The organism is Anabaena sp. UHCC 0253, assembly GCF_009712085.1.
Taxonomy (GTDB): Bacteria; Cyanobacteriota; Cyanobacteriia; order Cyanobacteriales; family Nostocaceae; genus Dolichospermum.
The window spans coordinates 183899-196897 of record NZ_VILD01000006.1; the positions used below are offsets into that span (position 1 = coordinate 183899).

Below are 12999 nucleotides of genomic sequence, written 5' to 3' on the forward strand. Positions count from 1 at the left end.
ATCTTAAAATCCTTTAAGTCTTTAAATTTAATCTTACTGGTTAGAAATTGCCAATCCCAAATTGCCAAAGATGATTATGGGAAAGTTTCCCATGCTTGGGCAACCAACTGACTTAACCAGCGTCTTTGTTGTCTGTCTAACATCTGGTCATCTTCTAATACCTGGGCAGTTAATTGATCTAAAGACTGACCTTGAGAGCGAACAACTTTAACAACACCAGCAATTACCGCAGCCACTAATTCCTCATCAATTGGCTGTTTTCTGAGTGCAAAAATTTCTTGGGGACTGTCTGGGATAGGATAATTCATGGCATGGGTTTACAAAATTTACAACATGAACAATAAACTTGATAAATCATTAAAATTCTTCATGGAATCTTTATGAAGCTAATTAGGGCAGAGTTTAACCTAGTTTCTGCCTTTTTCAAATCTGTCTGAGTGAGTAGATTTATGGGAGATATCAGCAATATGCAAGAACTTCTTTACTTAGAAATTCCTACACCCGATACAGCCTCTGTACGCCAATGGCTACAAGCAGATTTTGTCCTAGATAACGGGGAAAAAATCATCACCCCAGATGGGTTACGCTGGAAAATCCCAGTTATAAATGCTACTTCTGGTAGAGTAGAACTGTCTGTCTTTGTCTGGTCGGTGCAGCGGACAACTTACCTGAAAGTATTCCTGTGGGGAGATCAACCTTTTCCTGAGCAAAAGCGCATTCTCCAATGTCTGACGAAGGAAATTAGAAACCGCTTTCCCAATTGCTACCCAGAACCACCTGTGATTGATGCCCAAAAATCAATTTTCGCAGAGCTAGAACCATATTATCCCCTAACTGTCAAGTATTTTCAAAAAATGCCTAATGGGGAATATGATTTAAAGCGGGCTTACTGGTGGGAACAAAGATGGCGCGAAGGGGTGAAAAATCCCCAAAAACCACGTCAAGTGATCTTTTATCAAGAAAATAATGGGGAAGAAAACACAAAAAATTCCTCCTCTTCTTCTTCTTCCTCCTCCTCACTGTCACCTGTCACCTGTCCCCTGTCCCCTGAATATGACCTCATCTACATCGGTGGCGCTTTAGGGTCAATTCATGCGGCAGTTATGGCTAAATTAGGCTATAAAGTCCTGTTGATAGAAAGATTACCTTTTGGGAGAATGAACCGCGAATGGAATATTTCCCGTGATGAAATTCAAAGTTTGATAAATTTGGGTTTGTTGACAAATGCTGAGGTAGAAAAAATTATTGCTAGGGAGTATAAAGACGGATTCAATAAATTTTTTGATGCTAATAATCCCTCTAAGTTAAGATCGCCTGTTCTCCACACTCCCACTGTCCTAAATATAGCTTTAGATTCAGATAAATTATTACAAGTATGTGGAGAAAAGCTCAAAGCTGCGGGTGGTGATATCTGGGATGAAACGGAGTTTATTCGGGCAGATATTAGCAGTTCACAAGTTAGTATTAATATCAAACATTTACCGACTGGGAATGAACAGCAAGTTAGTGGACGTTTGTTGATAGATGCAATGGGAACGGCTTCCCCAATTGCTTGGCAATTAAATGGTGGTAGGGCTTTTGATAGCGTTTGTCCAACAGTAGGAGCAGTGATTGAAAAAGGCTTTGAACCTGGTGTTTGGGATGCTGATTATGGGGATGTTCTCTACAGTCATGGAGATATTTCTAGGGGGAGACAGTTGATTTGGGAGTTATTTCCTGGTTCTGGGGAAGAATTAACAATTTATCTATTTCACTATCATGAAGTCAATGAAAAAAATCCCGGTTCTTTGATGGAAATGTATGAGGACTTTTTCACAATTTTGCCAGAGTATCGGCGCTGTGATCTGGACAAGCTAGTGTGGAAAAAACCAACCTTTGGCTATATACCAGGACATTTTAGTACGAGTAGTAGCGATCGCACAATTGCTGTAGATAGATTAATTGCCATTGGTGATGCTGCTTCTTTGCAATCTCCTCTAGTCTTTACTGGTTTTGGTTCTTTAGTCCGCAATTTAGAAAGGTTAACCACTCTATTAAATACTGCTCTCAAACATGATTTATTAACTTCCCAACATTTAAACAAAATTCGTGCTTACCAGAGTAATGTAGCTGTCATGTGGTTATTTTCTAAGGGAATGATGGTTCCTACAGGAAAATTTATCGCACCTCAATTGATAAATTCCATGCTCAATACTTTCTTTGGATTATTAGCAGGTGAAAGTCTAGAAGTAGCAGATAATTTCATTAAAGACCGTTGTGATTGGTTCACTTTTAACCGTCTAGCCTTGAAAGCAGCTATCAAAAATCCAGCCTTATTACTGTGGATTTGGCAATTAGCTGGTTGGCAAGATTTATTACGCTGGGTTGGTAATTATGTTAGCTTTGCCCGTCATGCTTTAGTTAGTGCTTTATTAGGTATATGGTTTTCACAATTCTTGAAATGGAGTCAATCTTGGCTAGAAACGCACTTTCCTGGATTATGGTTGCAATTGTTAGTAATTAACTACGCCATTTCTACAGGTAGGCCACGATTACCGCCGGCTTTGCGTTAATTTAATTTATGGGCAATCAAATTGGGATTTTGGAGTCATCAAACCTCTAAAATCCCAATTTTTAATTTTATCAGGACTTACGCAAAATCATGAAGAAACGAACCCCAGAGGACAGGTCGAAATAAGAGTTTCAAAGAGTTATTAAGTAAGTCCTATTTATGATTGATTTAATAATTAATGAAAGTTGCAAAATCACTATCCTTTTATCACCATATATAACCTTTTCATAACTAAAAATTAATTTTTAAACCGAATTTTTTAATCAAGAGACAGTTAAATCATAGTAAAACCTTAACCTCTGGATGAGAATTTAAAAAAACGTAATATTCATATCTCAGTAAATTAGGTTTTCCTAAATTTACCAAATTCGGACTTATTGATTTAGTACGAACTACAAAGAGGATTAAGGAATTTCATGGCTATATCATTCGATACAACCCAACAGGCTCAAGTTAAAGGGCTAAATGGTTACACTGTTGACCCACTTTTTACCGTTGGCGACAAAATTGGCGACTATGTACCACCCGGAATTCTCGATGGTATTGGAGCTTTTTCACTCAACGATACAACTGTTCGTGTATTAGTGGTTAATGAAGTAGGAAGTGCGGATGGTTATAAGTACACCCTCAAAAACGGTACACAACTTCCTGGTGCAAGAGTTAACTATTTTGATATTGATAAGCGCACATTCCAAATCGTCAATGCTGGACTAGCCTACGACACCATCATCAACCGTGGTGGTGAAGTCGTTGATGCTGCTGCTGATTTAGAATTTGGTGGTATTCAGCGTTTTTGTTCTGCTGCTTTGTTTGAAGCGAACCAATTTGGTGCAGGTATTGGTTTAGCTGATCGTATTTTCTTCTCTGGTGAAGAAACCAGTGGCGGCACACAATTCGCCCTAGATACACAAACAAATACTTTATATGCCCTACCTGCATTCGGTCGTGCTGCATGGGAAAACATCACAGAACTAAATACAGGCCGCACTGATAAAGTAGCCTTTTTAATTGGTGATGACAGAAGCAACGCACCTCTATACCTCTATGTCGGCGACAAAAAGGCTGGTAATTTCCTAGATCGCAATGGTTTAGCACAAGGTAAGCTATTCGCATGGGTGGCTGATGATCCTGCAAGTGCTACTGATGTAATTGAACTTAATCCTGGTGAATTTAAAGGCAGTGGTAGTAGCACAAATGGTCAGTTTGTAGAAATTGCTTACTACGATCCCACGAAAGCAAATACTACAGGTTATGACACTCAAGGGTATGTTACACAAGCCAAGCAAGATGAGTTAGCTGCCGCAGTTAATGCCTTCAAATTCTCTCGTCCTGAAGATATCGCTACCAATCCTTTTGATGGTACTCAAGCAGTCTTAGCTTCCACTGGTATTGCTGCAGGACCTGATGTTTGGGGTACAACCTACAAAATTGACGTTGACTTTAGCAAACTTCTTTCTACTACTGCTACTGTTCCTACAGCAGAAGATACTGCACCGTTCTTGCTACCAACCGGTTTTACTCAAACAGAAATTGTCGATCGCAATACTGCTAATTTAGATCCCGACTTTGCTGCAACCTTTGGTAACTGGGATATGGTGGCATTAGATCCCACCAACCGCTATATTTACATTCCCACAGAAGTAGGTGCTGGAGCTGGACTAGTTCGCTATGATACTCAAACACAAGACTTTGTTGCTGCTCTTACTGGTAAAAGTGCATTAGATTTCACTACCAATCCTGCTATTTGGGATAAAAATAATGATGACTTCGCAGCATTTGACCCTGCTGTATATACTCCTCATGGAACTGTTTTAGTTGCAGAAGAAAGAACTAATGGGCGGTTATTTGAGTGGCTTAACCCCTTGATGGCTGCTGGTGAAACAGCAAATGTGGTTTGGCGTAGTAATATTCCTGCGGTTTCCCACGAAGGTTTGAAGATTGATGCTGCTGGTACTTTGTACTTTATTGATGAGAACAACTCCGGTTCTATTTACAAGTTTGTACCTACAACTGCTGGTGATTTGAGTGTTGGACAAAGTTTTGTCTTGAAGGTAACTGCCTTTACAGGTAATGCTTCGGAAAACTGGAACTCTGCCACCAATACAAGTACAACTCGAACTGGTGCTGCTACTTGGGTTGCTATTACTGATACTAACGGTGTAAAGCTAACCACAGCCAATCCCTTTGACTTTACCAGTGCGACTACAGGTGGACGTGCGGCTGCCGATGAATTGGGTGGTACACCCTACGGTCGTCCAGAAGACTTAGAAATTATTGGTGACACTCTATATGTCGCTACAACCAGCGAGAACTCAGTCTATGGTATTAACCTCAAAACCAATGAAGTTAAGCTTTTTGCTAGTCGTAGCACCATTGACGGTGGTACTGGTTTAGCTGCCGGTAGCAACCTCAATAACCCTGATAACTTGGCTAGTGATGCTGCTGGTAATCTCTACATTATTGAAGACAACAATCCTGGCGATATCTGGAAGGCATCTGATAGCAATAAGGATGGTGTCGCTGAGTCCATCACTCGCTGGGCTAGTTTGGGAGTTTCTGGATCTGAACCTACTGGCTTAATTTCCACAAATAACCCCAATGAATTTATCGTTGCAATTCAACACCCCACTTCTGGAAATGATGCCCTGTGGAAGATCACAGCAGCACCAGAAATCACCGCAAAAATTGACATCCTTTACGACGGTAACGAAGCTGACAAACAAGACTTTGGTTTACGTAGCCCTGATAACCTGGATTGGGCTGATGATGGCAAAATCTACATCCAAGAAGACCGCGCACTCGGAGCAAGCATTTGGGGCGCAACTTCTCAGCAAGAAGCATCTATTTACGTTCTTGATCCTGCTGCTACAAATCCAGCAGCCAGCTTAACTAAAGTTGCACAGGTTGATCGCTCGGCTGTCCCTTCTGGTCAAACTGATTCTAATCCAACTGATATCGGTAACTGGGAAACTTCCGGTATTCTTGATGTTTCTACTCTGTTTGGTAACGCTCCTGGTACACAGTTTATCTTTGATGTCCAGGCTCACAGTGTTCGTTCTGGAACAATTATTACTGCTACTAACATTGATGGCAATGGTGATGGAACACCAACTAGACAAGAAAACCTGGTTGAAGGTGGTCAGTTAGCGTTCTTAGTTGCTCCTAATGCAAATCTTGTTCAAAGCTCTTCTTTAGTTGCAGGTGCTACTTCTGGTGCTGACATAATCGAAGCTAAGGTTACAGCAGGTTTTGATGGTATCAACGATATCGTCTTTACTGGTGCTGGTAATGACTATGTTGATAGTGCCATAGGTGGCGCTCTGGCTAGTGGCAACAATATTGACACTGGTAGCGGCAATGATGAAATCTTTATTGCCAATGGCGATCGCGCTTTTGGTAGCGATGGTAATGACACATTTGAAGCAGGTACTGCCACCAACTATCGTGCCTCTGGTGGTGCTGGCAATGATATCTTCTATCTCCGTGACGGGTCTAATGGTCGTGCCTTGGGTGGTGATGGTGATGATAAATTCTACGCTGGTAATAAAGGTGGCAACTTGCTCTCTGGTGGCGTAGGTGCTGACCAATTCTGGATTGCGAATGCCGCACTACCAACCGCTGCTAACACCGTTCTTGACTTCCAAATTGGTACTGATGTAATTGGTATCAACGGTGCTGCTGGTTTGGGTATCACCACGGCTAATCTTAGCTTGACTCAAGTTGGTTCTGATACTGCAATTATCTTTGGTGGTCAAACCTTAGCTACTTTAACTGGCATTCAAGCAAGTTCCTTGAGTTTAACTAATACTAATCAGTTTGTCTTAGCTTAATTCAGACAGATATTCAAGGGTAATTAATGGCGATTAAATACCTTGGCAAAACTTCTATTATTAAAAGTTTTGCCTCGGTTTTTCTATAGCCTTCTTTAAAAAGACTGAATAAACAAATTTAACCCAGTATCTACTAATTATTTGTGAGGAGAATCAAATGGCGATATTATCTGTAGAAGCTTTTAAAACGAATGTCACCTTAACTGGTACAGCAGAAAATGATTATCTTGATGCCTTAGTTGGAGGGGGAAACAATACCCTTAATGGTGGTGACGGAGATGATGAGTTATTTGCTTATAGTAGTGACCAACTCTATGGAGAAGCGGGAAACGATAAACTCCACTCCCAGGGTAATGGTAACAATACCTTATCTGGTGGTGAAGGCAACGACTATATTTATGCTGACCGCAATGATATTGTTTTTGGTGATGCGGGCGATGATATAATTTTTGGTGGTCTTGGTGGCAATACTATCACGGGTGGTCTTGGTAAAGATACATTCCATTTAGCTAATGCTGAATATCCAAATAATCCCAATATCATTACTGATTTTAATCCCACAGAAGATTTATTGCAGGTCAATGTTGATGAGTTTAATGAAATCAATAAACTCACATTTACAACCCAGGGGAATGACACTTTAATTAGTGCTGGTAGTAAACAATTAGCTATTTTAAAAAATTATGAATTACCTCAGTTTTCTATCGCTTCCGCTTCCGCAATAGAAGGTAATGCCATAAATTTCACGATTACCCGGACTGGAAATAGCCAAGCAAACCAAAGTGTAACTGTATCCACATCTATAAATTCAGATGATACAGCTAGTGAAAATGACTTGACTGCCAAAAATGAAACTCTCACATTTACTCAGGGAGAAACAAGTAAAACTTTTACAGTGCAAACAACTCAAGATTCACTGATAGAAAAAGATGAGACTTTTACAGTCGCTTTAACTAATTCTACTAATGGATCAATTATCAATAATAAGGGAATTATTAAAAATGATGATATTCCCATAGCAAATCTTAAAAATAATGATATTTTTACTATTAAAGGTGAAGGTAATCAAGTCAGGCTAAAAGTCAACTTAGTAGAACTCAATTCTACTTTTATCAATGAATTAGGTGTATTTAAAGTTGATGATACTCAAGGTAAAATCAATGGGATTTCTCCGGGTGCAGCAAATTATAATGAAGAAGTTTTAAAGAGAGCAAAGGTAGTTTTTTCTGCTATTTCTAATCTCCCTAATGGAGTTAAAACTGGAGATTTTACCCGATCTTTAGAATTTGATAGTGGTGATAATCTGAAATTCTTTTTAATCAAAGATGGAACAATAGATTCTGCAAAAGCTGGTAAAATTTCCTTATCAAATTTATTATTCGCTGATGCTTCTACCCAAAAAATTATAGATTTTGGGACTGAAGGTTTTAGTCTTTCTTGGGAAGATGGTTCTGGGAATGTTACAGATTTCAAAGATATAGTGGTGAAGATTCAATCCACAAAAGAAGCCTTAGTTATAGGTACAGGATTGCAAGGTGGAAATCAAGGGGAACTGATTGATTTACGAGATATTCAAGGTCAAGTAAAAGCCAATGTTTCTGTTCATAGAGAAGCTGCATTTAACAACGAAGTCTATTTTTATGAAGTTGATAATGCTGATGGACAAATTGGGAATTTACAACCAAGTTCAGTCAATCGGAGTAATTATCTACAAGCAGCATTAAATAATATTATCAAAGATGTTCAAAGTGGTGTAAATATCAAATTTGCCACTGCTAATCAAGGTGTTCAAACTAGTACAACAACTATTAATGGTGGTACAATTCTTGCTCCCATGATCATAGTTAATGGTACGTTGTCTCAGCTTTTAGATAGCGATGCTAATAATAATCCCCAAGTGTATTTTTCCTATATGGGAGTAAATAGTGATGGTGTTGATCACATTCGCTTACTAGGAAATAATACTTTTGGTTTTGAAGATTTACCTAATGGTGGTGATTTGGATTATAATGATATGATTGTCAAAATGAATTTTACTGAGATTATTGCGTAATTGTAGATTCAGAATTCATTTCAATTCCTAAAGCTAGTTGGTACAAATAGCGACGGGATAGTAAAGTATCTTTTGCTAACTGACGACTAGCTTGGGAACGGGATATTCCCTGTTGCATTATTTGTAATAACTCAGCTTTGAGTTCTGTTTCTGTGAGTTGGATCTGGCTTGGTGAAGTTCCTGCGACTAAGAGAGTATATTCTCCTTGAGGTTCTTTTTGGGTATAATGAGCGATCGCTTCCCCAATTGTCCCCCGCCAAAATTCCTCGTATAATTTAGTTAGTTCTCTAGCTATAACTATAGAGCGATCGCTTCCCAAAATTTCCCCAAAATCTGCTAAAGTATCTCGTAACCGATGGGGTGATTCATAAAAAACTAAGGTCCGGGATTCCCCTTGCAGAGATTCTAAATATTGCTTTCTTTGTTGAGTTTTAGCAGGTAAAAAACCATCAAAAATAAACCTATCTGTAGGTAATCCAGCCGCACTCAAAGCTGTAATTACTGCACTTGCACCGGGAATAGGGACAACAGTTATATTGGCATCAATACAAGCCTTAATTAACTCATATCCTGGGTCAGAAATTCCGGGCATTCCTGCATCACTTACCAGAGCGATCGCTTTTCCATATTGCAAATGTTCTAACAATTCAGGAATACGACTATTACTGTTATGTTCATGATAACTGATTTGGGGAGTTTTAACTTGAAAATGTTGGAGTAATCTTCCTGTATGGCGTGTATCTTCGGCTGCAATTATATCAACTGCTTGCAAAATTCGCACAGCCCTAAAAGTCATATCTTCTAAGTTACCAATTGGAGTAGCAACAATATAAAGTGTTCCTGGTTTTGGTTCAGTTTGCATATCAATTTAAACACGGATTCGGCGGATTAAAGGATTTCACAGATTTCATCACCTTAAAGATCATGAAATCTGTGAAATCTTGAGTTTGGAAAAAAGTAATTTAAAATTAAACCTTAAATTTAGTTGTTAATAAATTTCTCAAAAACCTCACCAAAATCTTTACGTACATAAGTTTCATGGGCATACTTTAACCAATTAAAAGCATACTGGTTAATTGCCTTAAATTGCTCTTCTGAGGTAGATGTAGTTGTCGAACGACTAACCGTATTAGCTGCTGTATTTAAACTAGTTTGAGCATATTGATGATAGAGGGCATTTTCTTTTTGAATTGAGGCAATTTTCAGTAAAGCTTTGTACAAGTCTTTCAAAGCAGCAATATGAACTTTGGCAACATCAATAGAATAGGATTGATCACCCATTGCTAACTTGATTTCTATATCCATATCTATTGTTCCTGCTGTTTCTAGTTTCACATCTTTAATAATGTTGTGACTATAAGTAAAACGTTTGAGTAAGCGTTTTTTACTAACGGCAGAAGTTCCATCCAAATGAATTAGAGCTAAATTTGTAAAACAGTATTCATCAGTTTTTGACTTGATCAAAAAATAAATTTTTTCCCCTTCTTCATGGATCACATAGTCATCACTATCAACCTTGTTATAATCTTCCGGTTTGATGACAGCACCAATATCACTCAAACCTAGTGCATCCATGGCCATATTTTTGAACATAATTTTTTGCTCTCTCCAAAAAAAGGACTTTGATTATTTTCCGTTAATTATATACCATTACTATTGGATTTATATATTTACTTAACAGTATTTTACTAAAATTTGTATCATACCTCTCAACTATCTTCGCTGGGTAAAAAGTCAGGTGCGAAAATTTCTGTTAAACTATAAGGACAAGTTTCGGGAAATGAAGATAATCCAGTTTCTCTTTCGGCGCTAATAGTAGCAATTTGATAAGTTTTTGCGAGAAAATCAGTTAAACATGATTTAAAGCTAGGATTTTCTGCAATAAGTTTTTCTAAACGTAAGCGTTGCTCTTTGATAGTTAATTGCCAAGTTCGAGAACGTAAGTTAGGCTGAAGTTGCCATTTTAGTAAGTGTATAAGTAATACTTCTAATCGGCTTTCTAATTCCCACTTTTCAGAACGTCCCATATCTTCAATTTCGTCAGCAATATGATCAAAATCAATTTGGTTAACTTGTCCAGTTCTTAGTAAATGCACTTGTTCTTGTGTCCAGGCATAAAAATCATAGTCATGGGTATTGAGATTCATAAATTCTCCTATAATTCATTTAATCCTTAAATAAAGTTAGCAACTACCAATGATCAATTCTGCCTTATTTATAGGTTTAACTACCTTAGATCTAATTTACCTGGCTGACTCTCCTCCCCAAAATAATCAAAAACTCGTTGCTACTGACTATACTGTAGCAGCAGGTGGTCCAGCAACAAATGCTGCTGTTACTTTCAGTCATTTAGGTAATCAAGCGACAATCTTGGGTATACTTGGTTCTCACCCCATGACAAAGCTAATTCACACCGACTTAGAAAATTACCAAGTCGCAATTATTGACTTAGATGTTGATAAAGATACACCACCACCAGTTTCTTCAATTATTGTCACACAATCTACTGGTGAAAGGGCAGTAATTTCTATCAATGCAATTAAAACCCAGGCAAATATTACCTCCATACCGCCAAATATTTTAGAAAATATTGATATTGTCTTAATTGATGGTCATCAAATAGGGGTGAGTAAAATTATTGCTCAAATTGCTAAAAACCAGAATATTCCCATTGTCATTGATGGTGGCAGTTGGAAACCAGGATTTGAGGAGATATTACCTTTTGTTGATTATGCAATTTGTTCTGCAAATTTTTATCCTCCTAGTTGCCAAAATCAAGAAGATGTTTTTGCATATCTGCAAGATTTTAACATTCCTCATATTGCCATTACTCAAGGGGAAAAGCCAATTCAATATTTAATTGGTGGTCAATATGGTATTATCAACGTGCCGAAAATACAGTCCGTTGATACATTAGGTGCAGGAGATATTTTCCACGGTGCTTTCTGTCACTATATTCTTAAGACAAGTTTTACTGATGCCTTAGCTTTAGCTAGTCATATTGCTGCTGAAGCTTGCCAGTATTTTGGTACACGACGTTGGATGAATTCATGAAAGACTTATCAGAAATATTAACAATTGCGCGGGAAGTGGGTTGGGGTGCAGCCAGTTTACTCAGTTCTTATTATCACGGTACTGCCACCGAACCAAATTTAGATATCAAGTATAAAGACAATGAACCTGTTACAGTTGCCGACTTAGCTGTAAGTGAATATATCTTGTCACAGCTACAGTCAGCTTTAGGTAATGAAGACTTTGGTTATGTCAGTGAAGAAACTCATAAATCACAACAGGGAAAAAATCCTTCTGAATGGGTATGGATTATTGATCCTTTAGATGGGACAAGAGACTTTATCAATAAAACTGGGGAATATGCTATTCACATTGCCTTAGTGCAAGGGAAACAGACGATGTTAGCGGTGGTAGTAGTTCCCGAAACACAAAAATTGTATTATGCTACTAGAGGCAGTGGTACTTTTATAGAAACTTCAACTGGTTCTGTACCTGTACGAGTTGACTCAAAGAAAAATATCCAAGATTTAATTTTGGTTGTTAGTCGCTCACACCGCAACGATAGGTTAGAATATTTACTACAGCATTTACCCTGTCAAAATCAAAAAGCAATTGGTAGCGTCGGTTGCAAAATTGCGGCGATTGTTGAACAGCAAGCAGATGTTTACATTTCCCTTTCTGGTAAGTCCGCACCTAAAGACTGGGATATGGCTGCTCCCGAACTAATTCTGACGGAAGCAGGTGGTAAGTTTACCCATTTTGATTGCACGCCATTAGAATACAACACCGATGATATTCATCAATGGGGTGAGTTACTGGCGAGTAATTATCAGAATCATGAGGTACTGTGTCAGGAAGCACAAAGCATCCTATCACGGTTTACTTCTCACTAAAGCAGTATTTGTAGGGGTATTTTCCTAGCAATGCTGGTAATTTTGTTGGGAAATTTTGTTCATTATGAGTTCATATTTCCATGTGGTGCTATACTTGGGGATATAAAGATTATTTTCGGTGGAGTAAGTCGTTTTAAGTTTTTTTTAAATACGTCTCTCCGAATCTAACTCTCTACACTCTCTGATTTGGGAGACCCTCGTCTATGTCGATTTACGTTGGTAATTTGTCCTATCAGGTAACAGAAGAAGACCTGAAACGGGCTTTTGCGGAGTACGGAACGGTTAGTCGCGTGCAGCTACCTACAGACCGGGAAACTGGTCGTCCACGGGGTTTTGCCTTTGTGGAAATGGAGAAAGAAACAGAAGAAGCCGCAGCCATTGAAGCCCTTGATGGTGCTGAATGGATGGGTCGTGATCTGCGAGTAAACAAAGCTAAACCCCGCGAAGACAGAGGTTCTTCTCGCGGCGGTGGCGGCGGAAGTTGGAGCAATCGCGGTGGCGGCGGAGATCGCAGTGGCGGTAGTGGCGGCGGTGGTCGTCGCTATTAAGTCTGTTTAAAAAAATTAACATCTAGAGTATCCAGCAGATACAGCCCTGGTCTAAACGCTGCTGGAATATTTTATTTTAGCTCTAGTCGGCAAATATTGATTTAGCATTAAG

10 protein-coding genes are annotated in these 12999 nt (G+C 38.7%); 6 read left to right on the plus strand and 4 right to left on the minus strand.

All coding sequences use genetic code 11. The features are described 5' to 3' along the window. Window positions 1-74 precede the first annotated feature (74 nt). Window positions 75-308 carry a hypothetical protein gene (locus FJR38_RS17505; protein WP_168491416.1) on the minus strand — a complete coding sequence of 78 codons (234 nt, stop codon included), beginning with the start codon at window positions 306-308 and terminating at the stop codon, window positions 75-77. Between the two features lie 159 nt (window positions 309-467). Between FJR38_RS17505 and FJR38_RS17510 the strand changes: the two genes are divergently transcribed. The 3 genes from FJR38_RS17510 to FJR38_RS17520 all read left to right on the plus strand — a co-directional run bounded on the left by FJR38_RS17510 (window position 468) and on the right by FJR38_RS17520 (window position 8434). After that, a complete protein-coding gene (locus FJR38_RS17510) occupies window positions 468-2552 on the plus strand; it encodes an NAD(P)/FAD-dependent oxidoreductase (RefSeq protein ID WP_168538676.1) in 2085 nt (694 codons plus the stop codon). Window positions 2553-2967: 415 nt separating this feature from the next. Then, window positions 2968-6381 (plus strand): alkaline phosphatase PhoX, encoded by a 3414-nt coding sequence (locus FJR38_RS17515; protein ID WP_168491419.1) that lies wholly within the window; start codon window positions 2968-2970, stop codon window positions 6379-6381. Window positions 6382-6538: 157 nt separating this feature from the next. Next, window positions 6539-8434, plus strand: coding sequence for a DUF4114 domain-containing protein (locus FJR38_RS17520; RefSeq protein ID WP_168491421.1), 1896 nt, complete (start codon window positions 6539-6541; stop codon window positions 8432-8434). Here FJR38_RS17520 and rsmI read toward each other — a convergent pair. The 3 genes from rsmI to FJR38_RS17535 all read right to left on the minus strand — a co-directional run bounded on the left by rsmI (window position 8424) and on the right by FJR38_RS17535 (window position 10581). Continuing rightward, window positions 8424-9296, minus strand: coding sequence for a 16S rRNA (cytidine(1402)-2'-O)-methyltransferase (gene rsmI / locus FJR38_RS17525; protein ID WP_168491423.1), 873 nt, complete (start codon window positions 9294-9296; stop codon window positions 8424-8426). The genes FJR38_RS17520 and rsmI overlap by 11 nt on opposite strands. Window positions 9297-9415: 119 nt before the next feature. After that, window positions 9416-10027: a PH domain-containing protein gene (locus tag FJR38_RS17530; protein ID WP_168491424.1), complete on the minus strand. Its 612-nt coding sequence runs from the start codon at window positions 10025-10027 to the stop codon at window positions 9416-9418. 116 nt (window positions 10028-10143) lie between these two features. Further along, window positions 10144-10581: a DUF29 domain-containing protein gene (locus FJR38_RS17535; protein WP_168491426.1), complete on the minus strand. Its 438-nt coding sequence runs from the start codon at window positions 10579-10581 to the stop codon at window positions 10144-10146. Window positions 10582-10630: 49 nt separating this feature from the next. Here FJR38_RS17535 and FJR38_RS17540 point away from each other — a divergent pair, with 49 nt between their 5' ends. The 3 genes from FJR38_RS17540 to FJR38_RS17550 all read left to right on the plus strand — a co-directional run bounded on the left by FJR38_RS17540 (window position 10631) and on the right by FJR38_RS17550 (window position 12887). Further along, window positions 10631-11488: a sugar kinase gene (locus FJR38_RS17540; RefSeq protein WP_168538458.1), complete on the plus strand. Its 858-nt coding sequence runs from the start codon at window positions 10631-10633 to the stop codon at window positions 11486-11488. Beyond that, complete coding sequence (locus FJR38_RS17545) at window positions 11485-12339, plus strand: 3'(2'),5'-bisphosphate nucleotidase CysQ (protein WP_168538459.1); 855 nt, start codon at window positions 11485-11487, stop codon at window positions 12337-12339. Before FJR38_RS17540 ends, FJR38_RS17545 begins: the two co-directional genes overlap by 4 nt. A gap of 203 nt (window positions 12340-12542) precedes the next feature. Beyond that, window positions 12543-12887 (plus strand): RNA-binding protein, encoded by a 345-nt coding sequence (locus FJR38_RS17550; RefSeq protein WP_168491431.1) that lies wholly within the window; start codon window positions 12543-12545, stop codon window positions 12885-12887. Window positions 12888-12999 lie beyond the last annotated feature (112 nt).